Source organism: Pseudoalteromonas sp. NSLLW218, assembly GCF_015864775.1.
Lineage (GTDB): Bacteria > Pseudomonadota > Gammaproteobacteria > Enterobacterales > Alteromonadaceae > Pseudoalteromonas.
This window is the reverse complement of sequence record NZ_JADYWO010000012.1, coordinates 116,799-137,914: the sequence shown is the minus strand read 5'-3', so window position 1 is coordinate 137,914 and position 21,116 is coordinate 116,799. Positions and strand designations below refer to the sequence as shown.

General features: G+C 38.8%; 15 protein-coding genes and 1 rRNA gene. 9 read left to right on the top strand and 7 right to left on the bottom strand.

Annotation, left to right across the window (positions count from 1 at the left end):
• The 3 genes from I6E80_RS17390 to rhlB all read right to left on the bottom strand — a co-directional run.
• Positions 1-68 (bottom strand): 16S ribosomal RNA (locus I6E80_RS17390); the annotation flags it as partial.
• 541 nt (positions 69-609) lie between these two features.
• Complete coding sequence (gene gppA / locus I6E80_RS17385) at positions 610-2,103, bottom strand: guanosine-5'-triphosphate,3'-diphosphate diphosphatase (RefSeq protein WP_197186083.1); 1,494 nt, start codon at positions 2,101-2,103, stop codon at positions 610-612.
• Between the two features lie 43 nt (positions 2,104-2,146).
• Positions 2,147-3,424, bottom strand: a complete 1,278-nt coding sequence (rhlB, locus tag I6E80_RS17380) for an ATP-dependent RNA helicase RhlB (protein WP_024598841.1) — start codon at positions 3,422-3,424, stop codon at positions 2,147-2,149.
• A gap of 91 nt (positions 3,425-3,515) precedes the next feature.
• On the opposite strand from rhlB, the gene trxA reads away from it, so the two are divergent.
• Both trxA and rho read left to right on the top strand, forming a co-directional pair.
• Positions 3,516-3,842, top strand: a complete 327-nt coding sequence (gene trxA / locus I6E80_RS17375) for a thioredoxin TrxA (RefSeq protein WP_002960942.1) — start codon at positions 3,516-3,518, stop codon at positions 3,840-3,842.
• 185 nt (positions 3,843-4,027) lie between these two features.
• Entirely contained in the window at positions 4,028-5,287 is a 1,260-nt protein-coding gene (rho, locus tag I6E80_RS17370) for a transcription termination factor Rho (protein WP_002960945.1), read from the top strand.
• A gap of 64 nt (positions 5,288-5,351) precedes the next feature.
• Here the strand turns inward: rho and I6E80_RS17365 are convergent, their stop codons facing one another.
• A complete protein-coding gene (locus tag I6E80_RS17365) occupies positions 5,352-8,171 on the bottom strand; it encodes an ATP-binding protein (RefSeq protein WP_197186082.1) in 2,820 nt (939 codons plus the stop codon).
• Positions 8,172-8,247: 76 nt separating this feature from the next.
• Between I6E80_RS17365 and I6E80_RS17360 the strand changes: the two genes are divergently transcribed.
• Positions 8,248-8,820, top strand: a complete 573-nt coding sequence (locus I6E80_RS17360) for a DNA-J related domain-containing protein (RefSeq protein ID WP_197186081.1) — start codon at positions 8,248-8,250, stop codon at positions 8,818-8,820.
• A gap of 22 nt (positions 8,821-8,842) precedes the next feature.
• On the opposite strand, the gene dbpA is transcribed toward I6E80_RS17360, so the two are convergent.
• Positions 8,843-10,231 (bottom strand): ATP-dependent RNA helicase DbpA, encoded by a 1,389-nt coding sequence (gene dbpA / locus I6E80_RS17355; protein ID WP_076925590.1) that lies wholly within the window; start codon positions 10,229-10,231, stop codon positions 8,843-8,845.
• Between the two features lie 191 nt (positions 10,232-10,422).
• Here dbpA and I6E80_RS17350 point away from each other — a divergent pair, with 191 nt between their 5' ends.
• The 3 genes from I6E80_RS17350 (at position 10,423) to I6E80_RS17340 (ending at position 15,131) form a co-directional block, all read left to right on the top strand.
• Positions 10,423-12,501, top strand: coding sequence for a TonB-dependent siderophore receptor (locus I6E80_RS17350; protein ID WP_197186080.1), 2,079 nt, complete (start codon positions 10,423-10,425; stop codon positions 12,499-12,501).
• A 181-nt stretch (positions 12,502-12,682) separates the two neighbouring features.
• On the top strand, positions 12,683-14,083 hold the full coding sequence (locus tag I6E80_RS17345) for a M20/M25/M40 family metallo-hydrolase (RefSeq protein ID WP_197186079.1): 1,401 nt from the start codon (positions 12,683-12,685) through the stop codon (positions 14,081-14,083).
• A 106-nt stretch (positions 14,084-14,189) separates the two neighbouring features.
• The gene (locus tag I6E80_RS17340) at positions 14,190-15,131 is read left to right on the top strand and encodes a tetratricopeptide repeat protein (protein ID WP_197186078.1); all 942 of its coding nucleotides are present in this window, start codon (positions 14,190-14,192) and stop codon (positions 15,129-15,131) included.
• A 33-nt stretch (positions 15,132-15,164) separates the two neighbouring features.
• On the opposite strand, the gene I6E80_RS17335 is transcribed toward I6E80_RS17340, so the two are convergent.
• Together I6E80_RS17335 and I6E80_RS17330 are read right to left on the bottom strand one after the other, a co-directional pair.
• Positions 15,165-17,126 carry a S9 family peptidase gene (locus tag I6E80_RS17335; RefSeq protein ID WP_197186077.1) on the bottom strand — a complete coding sequence of 654 codons (1,962 nt, stop codon included), beginning with the start codon at positions 17,124-17,126 and terminating at the stop codon, positions 15,165-15,167.
• 80 nt (positions 17,127-17,206) lie between these two features.
• Complete coding sequence (locus I6E80_RS17330) at positions 17,207-18,115, bottom strand: DUF808 domain-containing protein (protein WP_197186076.1); 909 nt, start codon at positions 18,113-18,115, stop codon at positions 17,207-17,209.
• Positions 18,116-18,259: 144 nt separating this feature from the next.
• Here I6E80_RS17330 and I6E80_RS17325 point away from each other — a divergent pair, with 144 nt between their 5' ends.
• The 3 genes from I6E80_RS17325 to fre all read left to right on the top strand — a co-directional run bounded on the left by I6E80_RS17325 (position 18,260) and on the right by fre (position 21,040).
• Positions 18,260-18,541 (top strand): MliC family protein, encoded by a 282-nt coding sequence (locus tag I6E80_RS17325; RefSeq protein WP_024598835.1) that lies wholly within the window; start codon positions 18,260-18,262, stop codon positions 18,539-18,541.
• 209 nt (positions 18,542-18,750) lie between these two features.
• A complete protein-coding gene (gene ubiD, locus I6E80_RS17320; protein ID WP_170072756.1) occupies positions 18,751-20,217 on the top strand; it encodes a 4-hydroxy-3-polyprenylbenzoate decarboxylase in 1,467 nt (488 codons plus the stop codon).
• Between the two features lie 109 nt (positions 20,218-20,326).
• Positions 20,327-21,040 (top strand): NAD(P)H-flavin reductase, encoded by a 714-nt coding sequence (gene fre, locus I6E80_RS17315; RefSeq protein ID WP_024589658.1) that lies wholly within the window; start codon positions 20,327-20,329, stop codon positions 21,038-21,040.
• Positions 21,041-21,116 lie beyond the last annotated feature (76 nt).

The window sequence follows — 21,116 nt, the reverse complement described above, 5'->3', positions numbered from 1 at the left end:
CGCTCGACTTGCATGTGTTAGGCCTGCCGCCAGCGTTCAATCTGAGCCATGATCAAACTCTTCAATTAAAAAGTTTTATGTCTTTCGACAGCTCAATGAATTCTGAATTTATTTTAATATCTTTCGATATTGAATTGACTGTGCCGAATAATTACCTAAATAACTATTCTGTTGGTCACTCAGTTTTCAATTGAGACTCTAATTTGTTTGCCTCGTTACTTGCTCAATAAAGAACGAAGTAGGTTGGCTGTTAGAACTCAATCTGTACGAGTGCCCACACAGATGATTGCTTTATATTGTTAAAGAACGTTGCGATTAAAGTTAAACTTTATCTCGCTAGGGCTGCGCATATTACGCTTTCCTATTTTTTTGTCAACACTTAAGTTTAAACTTTCTAAAAAGATTCAAACTAAGTTTTACTTAACACCCTGAGTTGTTCGTGCCTCGCTATGCGTTGGCGTTTCCCGTCTCAGTGGGGTCGCATTATAGGGAGATAAGAAAACAGATCAACCCTTTTTTGAAGAAAACTTGAAATAATGTGCTGTTCGCACATATTTACATCGAAATGGTTACTTTAAACACTAAAAAGGCCCTGATGGACCTTTTTAATTAGTTTACTATGAGCTTCCACCCAAGTTTACCTTGCTGTTTAGACTCTTGTTGTAGCTCGCTAGCCATTAATGGATGATCTTTTAACCAGTTACTTTCAAACTTAAGGTCTAACACTTCATTTTTAGCAGTTAACTCAAACTTAGGCAGTACATCATCTTGTCTGCGCATTGATAAGATGACTGCTATTCGTAGTAATCTCACTATATATTGCGCTAATAGACTATTTACGCCGAGTGAATTAAAGCAGCCTTTTGGAAAATCAGAACGATGCGCATCAGCTACCGCTACTATTAATTTATGCTCTGACTGTGAAAAACCAGGCATATCAGTATTTTCCAAAATATAAGCGGTGTGTTTATGGTACTGCTTATATTCTATTAGTAATCCAATCTCATGAAGCTGCGCTACCGCTTTTAATAGTGGTAACCCATTTAAACTTTCAATTGGCCAATCTTTATCAATACTTATGGCTAACTGCATAGCCAAGCTTGAAACTCGACACGCTTGTTTTTTATCAACGTGATAACGACTCATAAACCCATCAACTGTGCGTTTACGAATGTCGTTATTATGAAACTCCGGAACCATGCTATATAAAACACCTTCACGCAGTGCTCCACCCGCCAATCCCATTTTTTCTATTTCAAGAGATTCAAATAGTGCGATTAAGATTGCGAGTCCTGATACAAATACCAGTCGACGGTCTTCACTTAATCCAGGAAGGTCTAGCGCTGCAATGGTGCTAAATGCAATTGCTTGCTCTTTTATAGTGTTGAGCTTTTCAAGCGTGAGTAAATCGTCAAGATTTTGAGCGACCATAATTTCTTGAATTGCTTGCACTGTGCCAGAAGCACCAGATGCAATTTGCCATCCCGCTGTTTTATATTCTGGAGAAATTTCATCAATGACTGTACGAGCTGCCTTTATAGCTGCGTTAAAGTTACCCTTACTTAATTGGCAGTCTTTAAAGTAGCGTTCAAGATAGGTAACACACCCCATATTGAGGCTTTTGTAATGTAAGGCATCAAATGCTTTACCAATTACAACTTCGGTACTTGCACCACCAATATCAATAACAAGCTGTTTGCCAGTACAAGATGAAGTATGAGCAACACCTTTATAAATTGTGCGCGCTTCTAATTCTCCGCTAATAACATTAATGCTATGGCCAAGAATCTTTTCTGCATGGTTTTTGAATACTTCGGCGTTAGTTGCCAACCGTAAGGTAGCTGTTGCTACTATGGTGATGTTTTTATCTGGGATATCTTGTAGACGCTCAGCAAAAAGGGCAAGGCATTCCCAGCCTCGCTGCATTGCTTCAGTGCTCAATACGTTATCTTTATCAAGCCCTGCGGCTAATCGGACTTTGCGTTTAACACGTCCAATTGTTTGTAGACCGCCAGCAATTGATTTGGCTATAAGCATATGAAAGCTATTTGAGCCCAAATCAATAACTGCGTATACATTTTTTTGCGGTTTAAGTTGCCCCACCGTTCAAAAACCTCTAGTTACTACTACTTATACAAACAGTCGCTTACGACCGTCCTTTTTGGTAACTATTATTTGGGCGACGTCCGCTGTTATTACTACGGTTACGTGGACCATTTGAATAGTTGCGCTTTCTTTGAATAATAGGCTGAGTTAAATCATCTAGCAATGCTGTTTTATCATAATGAGATAAAGGAATGCTGTGCTCTATATATTCTTCAATTTCATGCAAGTTATAAGCATATTGCTCACACGCAAAACTGATTGCGTGGCCTGATGCGCCAGCACGACCAGTACGACCAATACGGTGTACATAATCTTCGCAATCGTCAGGTAGGTCAAAGTTAAATACATGACTTACTTCTGGAATATGAAGACCACGCGCTGCAACATCAGTAGCAACTAAAAAGTCTAAGTCGCCCTTGCTAAACTGCGCTAATATAGTTTGGCGTTTTTTCTGGTTAACATCACCAGTAAGCATGCCTACACGATGACCGTCTGACTTAAGCCAAGCATAAACAGTTTCACAACTGTGCTTAGTATTTGCAAACACGATTGCTTTCTCTGGCCATTCTTCTTCAATTAAGGTTAACAACAGCTTAATTTTATCTTCTTGCGAAGGATGAAATAGCTCTTCTTGAATACGTTTACCCGTTTTAACGTCAGGTTCAATTTGAACATGTTCTGGGTTTGTCATGTGCTCAAAAGCTAATTCTTGTACGCGGTACGATAATGTGGCAGAAAATAATAAGTTTAAACGCTTTGATGTATCTGGCATACGATCGAACATATAGCGAATATCTTTGATAAAACCTAAATCGAACATACGATCAGCTTCGTCAAGCACGACTACCTCAATTTCATTAAGGGTGTAACAGCCTTGCTTATACAGATCAATTAGACGACCTGTAGTACCAATTAAAATATCAACGCCTTTTTCTAGTTGTGCACGTTGTTTTTCGTAATCTTCGCCACCATATACTAAACCTAAGTTAAGATTACAGTGCGGCGCTAAAATTTTAGCATCTTTGTGTATCTGAATCGCAAGCTCCCGAGTAGGGGCCATGATCAGGGCTCTTGGATGTTTACTAGGTGCTTTGCTAGATTGTAATAACCGATGGCACGTGGCAGTTAAAAACGCCAACGTTTTGCCTGTACCAGTTTGAGCTTGGCCCGCGATATCGCGTCCATCACAAATAAAAGGTAGGCATTTTGCTTGAATAGGTGTGCAATATTCAAACCCATTCTCGGTTAAACCGGCAACCACTTCCGGTGCGATAGCAAAGTCTGAAAACTTTTTATCGGTTAAATGTGTCTTAGTCATAGCGTTTAAGCATAACGTTTAAACTTGCAATAAGAAACAAGAGTGTTTAAATACGCACTAAATATTTCGCCTAACTAAATCGGAGAGCGCAATGAGCGAGAAAATAATCCAAATTACTGACGATAGCTTTGAAGCTGACGTATTACAATCAGACAAACCAGTACTAGTTGATTTCTGGGCTGAATGGTGTGGACCTTGTAAAATGATCGCCCCTATTCTTCACGAAGTTGCTGATGAATACGACAGCCGTGTGACTGTTGCTAAATTAAATATCGACCAAAATGCTGGCACACCGCCAAAATTTGGTATTCGTGGTATTCCTACTTTACTTCTTTTTAAAGATGGCCAAGTAGCTGCAACGAAAGTAGGTGCTCTTTCAAAAACTCAACTTATCGAGTTTTTAGAAAACAACATCTAACTGTAAGCTAGAACAATAAAAAGGGCTTTTTGCCCTTTTTTAAATTTATTTTGTATAAAGACTGGACGCTTTGCCAGTGAACTGCTAGTTTATAAAGCCAACTAATCCTTAGTTATATTCAACAAACCTCACTCAACGATCAAAGCGATTTTGAGTATGACAACTGTAATAAAGAACCCACCAATATGCATTTACGCGAATTAAAAGACAAGTCCATTAAAGAGCTTGTAGACTTAGCTGAGTCCATGGGGCTCGAAAACGTAGCCCGCTTAAGAAAGCAAGATATCATTTTTGCCATTCTTAAATCCCATGCCAAAGGCGGAGAGAATATCTTCGGCGGCGGTGTATTAGAGATTTTACAAGATGGTTTCGGCTTCTTAAGATCATCAGAAGCCTCTTACTTAGCTGGCCCAGATGACATTTATGTTTCACCTAGCCAAATTCGCCGTTTCAGCATGCGTACTGGCGATTCAATTTCAGGTCTTATTCGTCCACCTAAAGACGGTGAACGTTACTTTGCTTTACTTAAAGTAAATGAAGTTAACTTTGATAAACCTGAAAACTCTCGAACTAAAATTCTTTTTGAAAACCTTACTCCATTACATGCAAACGAACGTTTTCGCATGGAACGTGGTAACGGCAGTAAAGAAGATATTACAGCCCGTGTACTTGATTTAGCATCTCCTATTGGCCGTGGCCAACGTGGTTTGTTAGTAGCTCCGCCAAAAGCGGGTAAAACAATGCTGCTTCAAAATATTGCACAATCAATTACGCACAATCATCCTGATGTAACATTAATGGTTTTACTTATTGATGAACGTCCGGAAGAAGTAACAGAGATGCAACGCCTAGTTAAAGGTGAAGTTATTGCATCAACGTTCGATGAGCCAGCTTCTCGTCACGTACAAGTTGCCGAAATGGTTATCGAAAAAGCAAAACGCCTAGTTGAACATAAAAAAGATGTTGTTATCTTATTGGATTCAATCACTCGTTTAGCACGTGCTTATAACACCGTTATTCCTTCATCAGGTAAAGTACTTACTGGTGGTGTTGACGCTAACGCATTACATAAACCTAAGCGCTTCTTCGGTGCTGCACGTAACGTTGAGGAAGGTGGTAGCTTAACAATCATAGCTACAGCTCTTATCGATACTGGCTCTAAAATGGATGAAGTTATCTACGAAGAGTTTAAAGGTACTGGTAACATGGAACTTCACCTTAACCGTAAAATTGCGGAAAGACGTGTATTCCCAGCTATCGACTTTAACCGCTCAGGTACTCGTCGTGAAGAATTACTAACAAAACCAGATGAACTTCAAAAGCTTTGGATTTTACGTAAAATTGTTCATGACATGTCTGAAATTGATGCAATGGAATTCTTAATCGATAAACTATCGATGAGCAAAACCAATGATGAATTTTTTGATTCGATGAGACGCCAATAAAAGCGTTTTAATTGAATAAAAAAAGCGCCTAAGGCGCTTTTTTTGTGTCTGGATTAAATACAGTTTAACTCTCATTATACTTTTTAAGTACACTCTGCAGTGTATCAACGAGCGCTTTAAAATCATTTGCACTGCTTTTTTGGGTTCTGTGTAGAAGTGCTCTGTCTAAATTTTTAGCCGATTGCGCAATTTCATCCAAACCAAACATTTGTGCAGCCCCTAAAATGCGATGGCTATCTTTTTGTAGCGCACCTAAATCTTCGCTTATAAAATGCTGGGTAATCGTTTCACTCTCCAAAGCAAAGCTCTGCTTGAAACTAATCACAAGATCGCTCATATCAACTTCATTTTGCTTTATAATTGGCTGATCTTCTGCATTATGTAGGTGATTAGAGAGCGCTTTATAAAATGACTCTTTGTCTATCGGTTTACCTAAGTAACCTGTAAACCCTAACTCTAAGTAACTATCTACTTCATGACTCATAGCATTTGCTGTTAAAGCAAAAATAGGCCGCTCAAAACCACACTGTTTCAATAGTTGGAAAGCAGAACGCCCGTCCATCACTGGCATTTGAATATCGAGTAATACTAAGTCAGGGTATTCTTTTAAGCACTGCTCTACCGCTTGCTCACCATTTTCAACAGCAATAACCTCGAGTCCCATTGAGCGTAAATAGCGGCTTATTAACCTACGATTATCAGGATGATCCTCCGCAAGTAAAACACGACCCGCCAATCGCTTATTTTCCTTAGAAGTACTTTGAGCTTCAATCATGCTTTGCGATTTATTTACTTCTGCGCACGGTAAAAAGAACGAGAACTGACTGCCCTTTTTGTATTCGCTTAGTACGCTAATATAACCGCCCATCATCGCGGCTAATTGTTGTGATAAGCTAAGGCCTAACCCTGTACCACCAAAGCGACGGCTAATGCTGTTATCTGCTTGGCTAAAGCATTCAAAAATAAGCTTTAACTGTTTAGAGCTCATACCAATACCGGTATCTTTTATAATAATAACCAGCCCTTGATCACTCTTATTTAAAGCAATGATGATCTGGCCAGCATGAGTAAACTTAATAGCATTGGCACATAAGTTTATAAGAATCTGCTTTACGCGAATCAAATCGAGCTTAGTGTAAAACTCATTACCCACTTGATTGTCTAAAATAAGGTGTAGATTTTTTGCTTTTGCTTGGGTAATAAACATGGCATGTACGTCATTTACGAGCTCGACAATATCAAAGCACGAAATATTTAACTCTAACCTATTGGCTTCAATTTTACTTAAATCAAGTACGTCATTTATTAAGCTTTTTAAATGGTCACTGTGACGCTGAATTACTCTTAATTCATCTTTAAGTGAATCAGGCTCATATAATTCATTAATTAAGGCATCTGTTTGCCCTAAAATAGCCGTTAGTGGAGTGCGAATTTCGTGACTAATATTAGCTAAAAACTGGCTTTTAACATCATTGGCCTCTCTGAGCTCTTGTGCAATTGCCTGCAATTCTGCGGTACGTTGCGTAACTTGTTCAGTTAACTGCTGCTTAGCGCGTTTTTCTGCACCACGACGGTAAAGTGCAATACCCGTTACTACAACTAAAAGTAATAGTAAAAAAGAGAATAAAGTAAGCTGAGAACGCTGCGACATTTTCAGTTCTTGCACACGGCGATCTTGTTTAAGTTTTTCTATTTCCTGGTTTAATTGCGTTGCTTTAAATTGATGCTGAAGCACCGCTAGCGCGTTAATAATTGCCGTACTTCTGAGTTTTCGCAGCTCACTAATGTATTTTTGTTGCAAAGCCATTGCACTTGAATAATCGCCTTTACTCGCTTCAAGAAGTGCTTTGGCCCCCAAGCTTTCCCTAATTATTCGCTCACTGCCGTATTCATGGGCAAGTAAAATAGCTCGATCTAAATTTATTTGAGCCTCATCTAAATTGCCCTTAACAAACTGAATCTTAGCCAGCGCATGTAACGCATTAAGCTCTAAATTATGGTTATCTATTTTAAGCGCATAGTACTCACCTAATTTAGCTTGCTCGTATGCTTCATCAACTTTTTTCAATACTAAATTAGTATTTGCCAAATTAGTATATTGTGTAGATAACTTATTATAATCATTAGCTGAAATATAATAGCGCAGCGCTAACTGATAATAATGTAGTGCTAAATCAAATTGGTTGCTCTCCATATGAGCAACACCCATATTGTTATATACCTGCGCAATACCGCTTTTATCATCTAATCGCTGATAAACTTTAAGTACATCTTGATAAAGACTAAACGCACTATCGTAGCGTGATAAGCGTATATAAACGCCAGCTATATTAAGTAGTATATCGGTTTGATCTTGTTCACTGCCGTGCGCTTCATAAATAGCTTTTGCTTTTAAATAAAACTCTAGAGTATCGCCTAACTTGTTCATATTAAAATAGGCCAAGCCAATATTATTGAGTAAATTTGCTTGTTCAAGTAATTGCTCATTTTTTTCAGCTAATACTAGGGTGCGGCTGTATTCAATAATGGCTTTTTGAAATAAACCTTGATAGAAGAGCACCACACCTTGCATTTTAATTGCACGAAAGTGCTCATCAGGAAAGAATGTATCTGAAGTATGTTGTTCTAGTAATTTAAAATAGTGTAAAGATTCTTTAAAATTATCAGCCGATAACGCACTATTACCCAATGCCGAATAAACAGCGACCTGCTCTTTTTTGGAGGCATCTTTATTAGTAAGTAGCATGTTTGCTAATTGTAATTTAGGCTCCCACTGTACTTCGTTTTTGAATTGCTCAAATAAAGAATCAGTATTTTGGGCATAACCAGGAGCTATTAGTACACAACATATAGTAAATAAGAGGCATTTTAACTTGCCCAGCATAATTTTAATCCTTCAAACCGTTACTTATATCAGTGTAATCTTTATTGAAGATACACCAACTACTAGGGCCTAAACAATGCTTAACCCACTGATTGATGAGATTTTTGAGCTAATACTAACAAAGCAGGTTTGGCAAGTTCATACTTTAGCAGCAGAACTGACCAACCGCAGCGCTATGACCACTCTCGATAAAAGTCCTGAACGTGATTTATTTAAACGTAACTTTTTAATTATGAATGCACTGTACCAACTGCAGGCACAATTACGCCCTCAGAGTTTACTCATTTCAGCTCTGCATATCGAGCTTTTAGAAAAAGGAGATAATAGTTTAGTAACAACAAGCGAGAATTTGCGAGATTATTATTTAGATTGGCATAATTACGATACTAGTGAAGAGCAGATTGATGAGCTTTTAAATAGCTTTTGGCGTCAGTTTAAAACGACATCGCCACAACAGGCTTTAAATGAAAATGAATTTAAAGAGTTGGCTTTAGAATGGAAGTTACCTGAAAATTTTACTCTTAAAAACGTTCAAAAGCGCTGGAGACAACTTGCGTTACAAATGCACCCAGATAAACCAAGTGGGTGTGAAGTGAAGTTTAAAAAAATAAAATTACAATACGAGCAGCTAAAGGTAGCTGCTCGTTAATCTATTAATTTAGAAGTTTAAATTAACGAGTAAGGCGACGAGCGCGGATTTTTCGCCCTTTAATATTACCTTCGGTTAATTTACGAAGCGCTGGTTTTGATGAGTTACGTTCAACAGCAACAAATGCTACGTTATCAAGTACGTTAATTTTACCTACCTGACGACCTGCAACACCATCTTTACCCGTTAAAGCACCTAAAATATCACCAGCGCGCACTTTTTGCTTTTTACCTGAATCAATCATTAAAGTAACCATTTCAGGGCGGTACGGCGGCTTGTCTAATAAATTAAATGGTGGCATTTGCTCTGGCGTAATATCACGCTCGTAATGTTCGCCTATTTGAGCAATTTTAAACGCTTCTGCTTCACCGTAAATAGAGCATGCAATGCCCTTTTTACCAGCGCGCCCAGTACGACCAACACGGTGAACATGTGTTTGTGTATCATGTGCCAAATGGTAGTTAATAACCATATCCATATCATCAATATCTAAACCACGTGCAGCAACATCGGTAGCAACAAGTATTGAAGCACTTTTATTTGAAAAGTGAATTAACGTACGTTCACGATCGCGCTGCTCTAAATCACCGTGTAGCGAAACAGCACTAAAGCCTTCGTCAGCTAAATCGTCACACACTTGTTGTGTTTCTACTTTGGTATTACAAAATACAACACAGCTTTGTGGTGTAAATTTAAGTAGTAATAATTTTAGCGTTGGGTAGCGCTGCTTATTATTATCCATTTTGTAGAAGTACTGCTTAATTGTACTTTTGGCTTGTTCTTCTTCTACTTTCACCATTTCTGGGTTTTTAAGTACACGCTTAGCAATTGCTTCAATAGCTCTTGGGAATGTAGCACTAAATAACAATGTTTGACGATTTTGTGGAATACGCTCAATAATTGCATCAAGTGTGTCTTGAAAACCCATATCAAGCATTTGATCGGCTTCATCAAGCACCAATGTTTCAACATCATCTAAACGTAAAGTACCTTTACGAATATGGTCGTCAACACGCCCAGGCGTGCCAACAATAATATGCGCGCCATGTTCAAGCGAGCCAATTTGAGGACCAATTGATACACCACCGCATAGCGTTAATATTTTAATATTGTGGATACCGCGCGCTAATTTTCGCATTTCAACCGCAACCTGCTCAGCAAGCTCTCGGGTTGGGCATAAAACTAACGACTGAATACGAAAGCGTTTTACGTTTAATTTAGCGAGTACACCCAAGCTAAACGCAGCAGTTTTACCTGAACCGGTTTTTGCCTGAGCAATGATGTCTTTACCAGCAAGTACAGGCGGTAAACTTTGTGCTTGTACGGGTGTCATGTGGGCATAGCCAAGTGTTGATAAATTATCAACGAGTCCAGCCGGTAAAGCCAAAGATGAAAAAGCAGTTGAAGTCACAGTAAGTTCCATAGCAATAAAAATAACGTGGGGGAAAGCCCCACTAAATATGCCGCTAATAATAGCAGAATTCGTAATTAGCAACCATTAACAAACACATTATAAAACATGTTAATGAAAGGTGTTGAAAATGATAGTAGTTTGCATTAAGATCGCGATTGTTTTTTACATACCTGCGCTGGAAGCAATTAATGAAACTGAATTCTATTTACATAGCACTATTAGCAAGCATTACAACAAGCACATATGCAAACACTACCGACCTTGAACGCATAGAAGTAAAGGGTAGCTACTTTAACGATTACAAAGTAGATAACGCTAATGGCGCAATGAGAACATCAGCTTCATTACTTGAAACTGCACAATCTGTCACTGTAATAACCGACACTATTATTAGCGAACAGCTTGCCACTACACTTGGCGAAGTACTCACAAATGACGCCAGCTTAACGGCAGGCTCACAACAACGAAATCGTGAGGTATTTAACTTACGCGGCTTTGAGCTGAGCTCATCGACAGGTTATTTACGCGACGGTCATCAGCATTGGTCGCACTATCAGCAACCAATCGAAATTTTGCAGCAAGTTGAAGTAATTAAAGGCCCATCAAGTATTTTATATGGTCAGTCAGGCCCGGGTGGCTTGGTTAACATGGTAACTAAAAAGCCTACCGCACAAACATTATTTAATGCCAGTGCCGATGTAGATCAGCATGGTTCAACTCGCTTTATGGTAGATGCTGCAGGCGCATTAACTGAATCTGAAGATTTACGTGCTCGCGGGATTTTAGTAAAGCAAGACGTTGACTACTGGCGTGAGTACCAAAACGGTGAAAACCGTGAACGCGACCGCTTTTTAGGTGCTTTAGTTGTAGATTACGATATTAGCGATAACGCATTAGTACGTGTGCATTACGACCGCACAGATGACGAAGCAGGTTTAGATACTGGCGCATGGATAGACGATAATGCCAATATAATTGGTAACGATAAAACAATCCGTGATATGTCTTGGGCGTTTACCGATATTACCGTAGAAAACCTAGGTGTAGACCTAGAAGTATTTTTAACCGATAACTGGCAAGTAAAACTTGGTTACAACGAACAAACGTTTGAGCGCCAACGCTTTGAGTCATCTCCTAGTCGAAATTCTTACGACGCGCAAACTAATACATACACCTCGAATCCATACGATCGCTTTGATGATTGGCAGTTTAAAACAACATTTATCGATTTTATTGGTGAATTTGAAATGGCTGGCATACAACACCAATTTCTAATTGGTGCTAACTCGCTTGACTACTATTATGGTCAACTGCGTACATCTGCTGATTCATTTAGTTTTACAGCAGGACAAAATGAACCTGCCCGTCCAGATATCAGCTATAAAACAGATCTCACTAAAAGCGAAACTGAATACGACTACTATGGTCTATATGCGCAAGACTTAATTACTTTCTCTGAACAATGGCAGGTGTCTGTTGGTGCTCGCTTTGATAAGCAAACACGTGAAGGCCAAAATAACGAATCTTTCTTACCTAAATTTGGCGTACTTTATCATCCAAATGCATCGGCCACTATCTATGCCAGTTATACAGAAGGTTTTGAGCCACAAAATGAAACCATCACTAATGATAAAGATATCAACTTCGGTATGGAAATAGATGCTGTTACCTCTGAACAAAGAGAACTAGGTATAAAATGGCAACTGCTTGATGACCGTTTACTGCTTAGTGGTGCCGTTTTCGATATAAGTAAAAACGGAACGCTGGTAACTGAAGATCTTGAGGCTCCTATTGGCTCAGTTACAACCGAGACAAATCAGGTTGGTGAACAACGCCACAAAGGCTTTGAAGTTGCAGCACAAGGCGCTGCAACAGATCGTTTATTTGTAATGGCCTCTGCGATGTATTTAGATGCGAACTATGAAAGAGCGAATGAGGAGCTGCAAGGTAAACGCCCGACCGACGCACCTAAATGGTCAGCATCTCTATGGACTCGTTATGAGCTAAATGATGCGATTGCTTTTAACGCTGGTGCTTTTTATGAAGGCGAGCGCTTTGCAGATAGCGATAATACAATTACTAAAGATGCATATACACGTGTTGATGTTGGCGCCACTTATAAGTTTAACTTAAGCAATACCGATATTAACTTACGCCTTAACATCGAAAACTTATTTGATAAAAGCTATTTAGGTGGTGGCGGCACGAGTAATGTAACTGTTGGCGAGGGTACAAATCTTCGTTTAGCAGCGCAATTTAGCTTTTAATTAAATGCCTTAAATAACAGTGTTAAAATATAGCCCGCGTACATTTATGCGGGCTTTTTTTATATCTAAACGTTTATACCTAACAGCATTAAACCTATTACAAAGCCTATTCATCTCATCTATTTTTTATCATGTTTGTTACATGTTCTAATAGCGCTAATTATTAAAAAGGCTTACCCAAATGAAAAAATTAATTACCGCACTGCTGCTTACTAGCAGTATGGCTGCAAACGCTAACAACGCCGAATTTACCCAAAAGCAATTACAACAAGTCAATGAAGTGCGCACCTCTGCTCTAAATAGTGATCTAAGCTATAAATTACTAGAGTCATTAACAACTGAGGTTGGCCCTCGCTTACCTGGTACTGAAAATGATAAAAAAGCAGTGGCATGGGCTAAAGCTAAATTTAATGAGCTTGGTTTTGATAAAGTATGGCTTGAAGAAGCGACTTTTCCTGAATGGCGCCGTTATAGCGAAAGCGGAAAAATACTAACACCAAGCGAGCAACCTCTACATTTAACTGCATTAGGTAACAGTATAAGCACGCCTAAAGATGGGATCACAGCGCCAGTAGTCTTATTCGAAACACTTGATGAGCTAATTGCAGCACCAGCAAACAGCCTAAAAGGTAAAATTGCGTATATTAATTACCGCATGAACCGCGATATAGACGGCAATGGTTACGGACCTGCTGTAAAAGCACGTGGCACAGGCGCTATAGAAGCATCTAAAAAAGGGGCTGTTGCCTACATGATGCGATCAGTAAGTACCGGCCATCATCGTTTTGCACACACTGGCGGTAGTTACTACAAAGAGGGTGTTACAAAAATACCTAATGTAACAATTGCTAACCCAGATGCAGATCAAATCGCACGACTTATTGCATTAAATAAAGACGTGTCGGTAAATATTAATGTGCAAACCGAAAATCTAGGTGAAGGAACAGGTTATAACGTTATTGGCCAATTTAATGGTACCGAAAACCCTGAGCAATATGTATTAATTGGCGGGCATTTAGATTCTTGGGACTTAGGGACTGGCGCACTAGATGACGGCGCAGGCGTTGCACTAACAATGGCAGCCGCTAAACATATTAGCGATGTAAAACGTCCTAAGCGCAGTATTCGTGTGGTACTTTTTGCAGCTGAAGAGCTAGGTCTTTGGGGTGCAAAAGCTTATTTTGAAGAGCATAAAAACGAGTTAAGCAATATTGTTGCAGCCGCTGAGTCTGACTTTGGTGCCGATGTAGTATACGCTTTTGAGTCAAATGTAGATGCCGCTTCGCTTCCTGTAGTACGCGCAATAGCAAAAGAGCTTGCACCATTAAATGTTGAATACATTGGTAAAAACCAAGCGAATGGAGGCCCGGATCTAATTCCACTTAAGAATGCAACGTCAGCACCTATTTTTGAACTTGCTCAAGATGGAACTGATTACTTTGATTACCACCATACAGCTGACGATACGCTTGATAAAGTAACACCTGCTAAGCTTCGTCAAAATACCGCAGCATACGCCGTATTTGCTCTAATGGCTGCTGATGCAAAAACAACAATTAAGCCTAAAGCACAAACTAAATAACCTGAACTCAGGTTAAACAGTAACTGACATACTTACTTACAGTTTGTTGCTTTGATTAATGCGCTCCTTGTTTTACCTTTAGGTAATTAAACAAGGAGCGTGCTTTATGTTACTTTTCAACACGAGTGAATCATTTCCACATTTTGCACAAACAATACGCTGCCCTCACTGTCAAAGCGACGCCTACCATTTAATAAATAAAAGCCGCTATTTACGATTTAGTATTTTGCCCATGCTCGCCTTAAAATTAAATTACAAACGCGAGTGCTATCAATGCGGAAAAGACGAACCTGTAAAAATAACGCAACTACCATTAATAGAAAAACTAAGCCTACCTAAGTACTTTATTGGCACTTTTTTATTGCTTTGGATAATCACCTTCTTTTATCAACAGCATCTTGATAACGAAGCTCAAAAGCAAAATTACTTAAGCACACCAAAACTATACGATACCTATTTAGTACAGGCTGATAAATTTACCCATGAACCTTGGACTCTTACAAACCTAAAAATTGCTCAGGTGATAAGTTTTGACGCGCAATTTACTACCTTTCAAGTAAGTAACTACAGCTATAAACGAAACAACAGTGTTACGCTGGCAATGCGTACTAGCCAATTGGTACAAAATAACTATTTTTCAACTAACACCATTACTCTCCCCCGCAATGAAATAAAGCGCTTATATAATGACGAAGTTATTTACGACGTACTACGCCCATATGCCAACAGCCTTTATGGCGGATTTGTGATGTTTCCTCCTAAACCTAAGCCACTATATAAAGGCTTAAAGCTCGATAAAAATAATCAACAAGGCATTATTTATTTTAAAGATGGATTATTTGTTGAAGCATTTGATAGCTTTAAATTAGCTGCTGAAGCAGGCTCTCAGTGGGGGCAATTAAATTTAGCGCAGATGTATCGTGATGGTGAAGGAATAGCTCAAAATCATCAACAAGCTATTTACTGGTATAAAAGGGCCATAGAGCAAAAAAATACTAAAGCACAATTTGAATTGGAATCTCTTTGTAAAACAATTATATGTGAATAAAGCAGTAAGTTTCTTACTTACTGCTTTATTCTTTTATAACTCTAAATGTTTATCTAAAAAACTAAGTACTTGTTTGTAGTAATCAGTTCTGTGTTCTTCTTTGTAAAAACCATGGCCCTCATCTTCCAATAACACGTATTTATAAGGGTGGTTAGCTTTTTTCAATGCAGCCACTAATGATTCGGCTTGCTCAATAGGAGCTCGCGCATCTTCACCTGCGTGAACTATGAGCACAGCGGCTTTAAGCTTATCTACATTATAACTAGGTGAAAATGCCTTCAAAACAGCTTCATCAGTGCCTAAAACGTTTTCAAGATAATTTTGTCCTGTACTACGCCCTGAGATATCACCTTCTTCAAACATTAGCGGTAAATCATAAATACCAACAGTGCCTATGGCACACTTAAACATCTCAGGCTCTAAAATAGCGCTCTGCAAAGCTGAATAAGCACCAAAGCTTGATCCCATTATACAAATGTTATTTTTGTTTACTGTGCCATTAGAAATTAAAAACTTAACACCATCAATAATATCAAACTGTATATCAGAACCCCACTTTTGATAGCCTGCTTCTTCGAAGTTTCGACCAAAGCCACCTGAACCTCTAAAATTAACTCTTAGTACAGCCATTCCCCTGCTTGCTAATAACTGTACCTCAGAATCATAACCCCAATAATCACGAGGACCATGTGGACCGCCATGGGGCATTACAACTAGAGGTAAGTTTTTACCTTCAACACCATTAGGAACAGTTAAATAACCATAAATAGTTAGACCATCCCGAGTTTTATATTGAACAGGTTTTGTTTTTGAAAGCTCATTTTCGTTCAGCCAGCCACGCGCTGAAAATAATATTCTTAGCTTATTTTGCACCCCATCGTATAAGTAATATTTACCAGGATTGGTATCACTTGATGCGTAAATAACATTAATATCGCCATTAGAGGTGCTACTGACTAACTGCACTTGGTCGCCTTGCAATGCTTCTATCAAAGATTTTAAGCGAACACTCTTATGAGAATCTTTATCTATAAAAGCATAGTTTGGGTAACCTAACTCACTTTCTATTGCAAATAACTCTTTTGAAGCTTCATCAACCCATACTCTTTTTGGAGATACATATTGTTCTTGATGGACTAATTCTATTTCCTTAGTATTTAGATTTAGTTTATACAACCCTTCAGCTTCGCCACCAACAGAAGCAGTCATATAAATGCTGTCACCAGATTTATCAAAAGCTCTTAATCTAATATCGCCATAATTAACTTCTCCTAAATTTAATTTCTTCCAGTCACCACCTTCTTTTTCTTTAGTATGTATTTTTGCATCTATATAGTTATCTGTAGATACTGAAACACGAACATTACCATCGTGGTCAGTTAAAAATTCGGCCATACGTGATGGAGACAAAGTGACTTGCTTTCTTTTGCCAGTATATACATCTACTTCATATACAATAGTATGAGGTTCATTACTCGAGGTCCAAGGGTAGGTAACTACCAACATTTTTCTTTTGTTAGTAACTAAGGGATCTAATACAAATGAAGTTCCGTACAATGGGGTCTGCCTTTTAAGGCGTGTACCTGTTTGCATTTCACCATGGTAACCAATTAAATATTTACCTCTAGCCCCGTTAGCATTTACGCCAAATATTTCACCATGATATTCTGGGTGGTCTTGCCATCCTTTTAGGTACTCTTTAGTAACGACAACTCGCTCATTATTAACCCAATGGTAATCACCAACTTGGGCATTTCCTTCAAAGGCAACTGCGTGAAGCATTTTAAAGTTTTTAGTATCAAAAATAACAAGTGCATCTTTACCAGCAACTTTGTTTATAACGGCTAAATATTCGCCGCCAGGAGAAATAGTAGCGTGATTAAACTCTTTATTTTTACTAAAGTGCTCCACGGGGATTTGGGGCTGCTTTGAAAAGCTAAAGAAGCTTACCAATAACAGAGGTACCAACAAGCTATATCTTAAAAAAAAATTCATCATAATTCCCTGTATTAACAACAAGAAGCCATAATATATAAAATTAAATAGAATGTAACCAAAATGATGCTTTTTTGTATCTATTGTTTTTTAAATAACTTTGTATAACTTACATGTACAAGCACAACAACTAAGCCAGCAATAACGCCTAGTAAACCATCAAACAAGAGAGGCGCTAATACTTCTCCTGTGCCGCCAGCAACAGACTGAGCATAGCTTGTTACATCCAACTGAGTATGATGTAGTAACTCAACGCCATGTACTAAAATCCCGCCGCCTACTAAAAACATTGCAATGGTGCCTGCAAAAGCTAAAAACTGCATTAATCTAGGTGCTGCTGCGAGTAAGCCTTTTCCGAGTAACTCTTTAAATTTATTTGCTGACACTTTAGATTGGTTAAGTAAATAAAGCCCAGCATCATCCAGCTTTACAATACCGGCCACCAAGCCATAAACGCCAATCGTCATTATAATTGCGATAACACAAAGCACTAAAGCTTGGTTAAGCAATGTAGCACTCGCCACTGTGCCTAAAGTAATAACAATAATTTCGGCAGAAAGAATGAAGTCGGTTCTTATTGCGCCTTTTATTTTTTGCTTTTCGTATTCGACTAAGTCTAATTTTTCATCCTCATCTACCACTTCATTGTGATGAGGCAAAAACTTAGCAAATACTTTTTCAGCTCCCTCAAAACATAAAAACAAACCACCCATCATTAACAGAGGTGTTATTAACCAAGGCAGCCATACGCTTATTAATAAAGCGGCGGGTACGAGTATCGTTTTATTTAAAAATGAGCCCTTTGCTACAGCCCAAACAACAGGTAATTCACGCTCTGCTGCAACACCTGTAACCTGCTGGGCATTGAGTGCTAAGTCATCGCCTAGTACACCAGCCGTTTTTTTTGTTGCTACCTTACTCATAGTCGCAATGTCGTCAAGTAAAGTGGTTATATCGTCTAATAACGTTAAAAGGTTAGTGCCTGCCATAAAGCTTCCGAGCTCAAAAAATATTGCTATAAACATAACGTAAAGCGTAATTTTCACCAACGGTTAATTTTGCTTTGTTATTCTCATACAAACAAAACAGATAAGTCATCTAAAAATCATGGCTTAAAAGTAAATGGAGGAATGATGAAAGTATATTTGGCTATAGTGTCCGGTTTACTTAGCTTAACGGCATGTAACGACCCGCAAATAAGTACCACCTACTTATGTGATAAAAGCACTGTTAATCTTAATGTTATTAATCAGAGCAATGCTGAGCTTACTTTCAATAATCATACTTATTTACTTAATCGCGAAAGAAGTGCATCCGGTAATAAATATATAAATGAAGATGTTTTATTTTGGGGGAAAGGTAACAACGCAATGCTAATAATTACAGGAAAAAAATACCAATGCGTTACAGAGTAAAAAATAATATATCCAATTCAATGCTGAACTAAATAAAGTAATAAAGCGTACTAAAAGAATAACCACCCTATAAAGCCAAGTTAAAAACTAATTAACTCATACATATTTAAACTGTATTGAGGGTACTCTAAGTTTTGAGTGCAAATAATGACTTGCCTTGTATGAACTGGGTATAATACTTCAACTCTTTTGCTTAATAGCGGCCCACAATGAAATATAAAGATCTACGTGATTTTATCGATTTGCTTGAAAAAAAAGGCGAACTTAAACGTATCACCCAAGAAATCGACCCGTATCTTGAAATGACCGAAATATCTGATCGCACATTGCGTGCTAAAGGTCCCGCGTTATTATTTGAAAACCCAAAAGGCTACGATATGCCGGTGCTTACAAACTTATTTGGTACACCAAAACGCGTAGCAATGGGCATGGGCCAAACCGATGTTAGTGAGCTGCGCGAAGTAGGTAAGCTACTCGCTTTTTTAAAAGAGCCAGATCCACCAAAGGGCATTAAAGAAGCTCTAGGCGCTATACCGATTTTTAAGCAAGTGCTTAATATGCCAGCAAAAGAAGTTAAAAAAGCGCCTTGTCAGCAAGTAGTTTTAGAAGGTGATGATGTAGACTTAACTAAATTACCTATTCAGCATTGCTGGCCAGGTGACGCAGCACCATTAATTACTTGGGGCCTTACCGTAACTAAAGGGCCTTATAAAAAGCGCCAAAATTTAGGTATTTATCGCCAGCAGCTATTAGGCAAAAATAAAATAATTATGCGTTGGTTATCACACCGTGGTGGCGCGCTTGATTTTCAAGAATGGTGTAAAGAAAATCCTGGGCAACCTTACCCTGTCTCGGTAGCACTAGGTGCCGACCCTGCTACTATATTAGGTGCAGTAACGCCTGTACCCGACACATTAAGCGAATATGCGTTTGCTGGTTTATTACGTGGTAGCAGAACCGAAGTTGTTAAATCTATTTCCAATGACTTGCAAGTCCCTGCCAGTGCAGAAATAGTACTTGAAGGTTACATTATGCCAGGTGAAATGGCGCCAGAAGGCCCTTATGGCGATCATACTGGTTACTATAATGAAGTAGATGACTTTCCTGTTATGACCGTGACTCACTTAACGCATCGTAAAGACCCTATTTATCATAGTACATTTACTGGTCGTCCGCCTGATGAGCCTGCGATCTTAGGTGTAGCACTTAATGAAGTGTTTGTGCCGATATTACAAAAGCAATTTCCTGAAATCGTTGATTTTTACCTTCCGCCTGAAGGGTGTTCGTACCGTATGGCGATTGTAACAATGAAAAAACAATATCCTGGCCATGCCAAGCGCGTGATGATGGGAGTTTGGTCGTTCTTACGTCAGTTTATGTATACCAAGTTTGTAATTGTGTGCGATGACGATGTTAACGCCCGCGATTGGGAAGATGTTATTTGGGCTATAACAACCCGAATGGATCCAGCGCGCGATACAACATTAATAGAAAACACACCTATTGATTATCTCGATTTTGCATCGCCAGTCTCTGGCCTTGGTTCAAAAATGGGAATGGATGCTACCAATAAATGGCCTGGCGAAACCACCCGCGAATGGGGCGAGCCTATTGTTATGGATAAAGACACCAAAGACCGCGTAGATGATATCTGGGAAAGCCTTAATATTCTTTAAGTGTTTATATGTAAGTACATAACAGGCTATAAAATAACCCTGCAGATATGCTAGAATCGAGTCATTCGATTGCGTATCTGCTGTTAAAAGCGCTGCTAAAAGGTAAAAAATGCAAACATTAAAAGCTGAAGTTGTAGCTATCAGCCCACTTACAGAATTTGTTCATAAAGTAATTTTAAAGCCACAACAACCTGTGACCTTTGAAGCTGGCCAATACATGCAACTCGTATTGGGCGAAAAAGACAAACGTGCTTTTTCTATAGCTAGTCGCCCTTCACAGTGCGATGCAATAGAACTGCATATTGGCGCGTCAGGTGCCGATTCGTATGCAATGCAATCGCTGGAACATTTACGAAACGCCCATACCACTGGGCAGTTAGTAGACATTGAAGCTGGCTTAGGTATTTCACAGTTGCGCCTGCAATGTGAGCGCCCTATTATTTTACTTGCCGGTGGTACTGGTTTTTCATACGCAAAATCAATGGCTGATCACTTAGCTGAAATTAAGTGCGACCGCCCTGTATTATTTTACTGGGGTGTAAAAGAAGAATCTGCTTTATACGCACATACAGAAATGCAAACATGGGCCGATAGCCACAAAAACTTTGAGTTTATCCCTGTGGTAGAAAATCCATCTGCTAATTGGCAAGGTCATACTGGCTATGTACACAAAGCAGTAATGCAAGATATTGTATCGCTTGAACCGTACGATATTTATATGGCCGGTCGTTTTGACATGATAGGTATAGTGCGTGATGACTTTATTACTCATGGTGCAATACGCGAAAACATGTACGCAGATGCATTCGCATTTATCAAATAATTGAAATTTACTTTCAGTTATAAATAAAGGCACCTAATCGGTGCTTTTATTTTATATAGCAAAAAATATTTAATAG

Coding starts and splice junctions, on each gene's coding strand:
- I6E80_RS17360 (WP_197186081.1), top strand. CDS start 8,248: ATGCTTAACCCACTGATTGATGAGATTTTTGAGCTAATACTAACAAAG.
- I6E80_RS17330 (WP_197186076.1), bottom strand. CDS start 18,115: ATGGCAGGCACTAACCTTTTAACGTTATTAGACGATATAACCACTTTA.
- fre (WP_024589658.1), top strand. CDS start 20,327: ATGCAAACATTAAAAGCTGAAGTTGTAGCTATCAGCCCACTTACAGAA.
- I6E80_RS17335 (WP_197186077.1), bottom strand. CDS start 17,126: ATGAATTTTTTTTTAAGATATAGCTTGTTGGTACCTCTGTTATTGGTA.
- I6E80_RS17325 (WP_024598835.1), top strand. CDS start 18,260: ATGAAAGTATATTTGGCTATAGTGTCCGGTTTACTTAGCTTAACGGCA.
- I6E80_RS17365 (WP_197186082.1), bottom strand. CDS start 8,171: ATGCTGGGCAAGTTAAAATGCCTCTTATTTACTATATGTTGTGTACTA.
- I6E80_RS17345 (WP_197186079.1), top strand. CDS start 12,683: ATGAAAAAATTAATTACCGCACTGCTGCTTACTAGCAGTATGGCTGCA.
- trxA (WP_002960942.1), top strand. CDS start 3,516: ATGAGCGAGAAAATAATCCAAATTACTGACGATAGCTTTGAAGCTGAC.
- rhlB (WP_024598841.1), bottom strand. CDS start 3,424: ATGACTAAGACACATTTAACCGATAAAAAGTTTTCAGACTTTGCTATC.
- I6E80_RS17350 (WP_197186080.1), top strand. CDS start 10,423: ATGAAACTGAATTCTATTTACATAGCACTATTAGCAAGCATTACAACA.
- rho (WP_002960945.1), top strand. CDS start 4,028: ATGCATTTACGCGAATTAAAAGACAAGTCCATTAAAGAGCTTGTAGAC.
- ubiD (WP_170072756.1), top strand. CDS start 18,751: ATGAAATATAAAGATCTACGTGATTTTATCGATTTGCTTGAAAAAAAA.
- I6E80_RS17340 (WP_197186078.1), top strand. CDS start 14,190: ATGTTACTTTTCAACACGAGTGAATCATTTCCACATTTTGCACAAACA.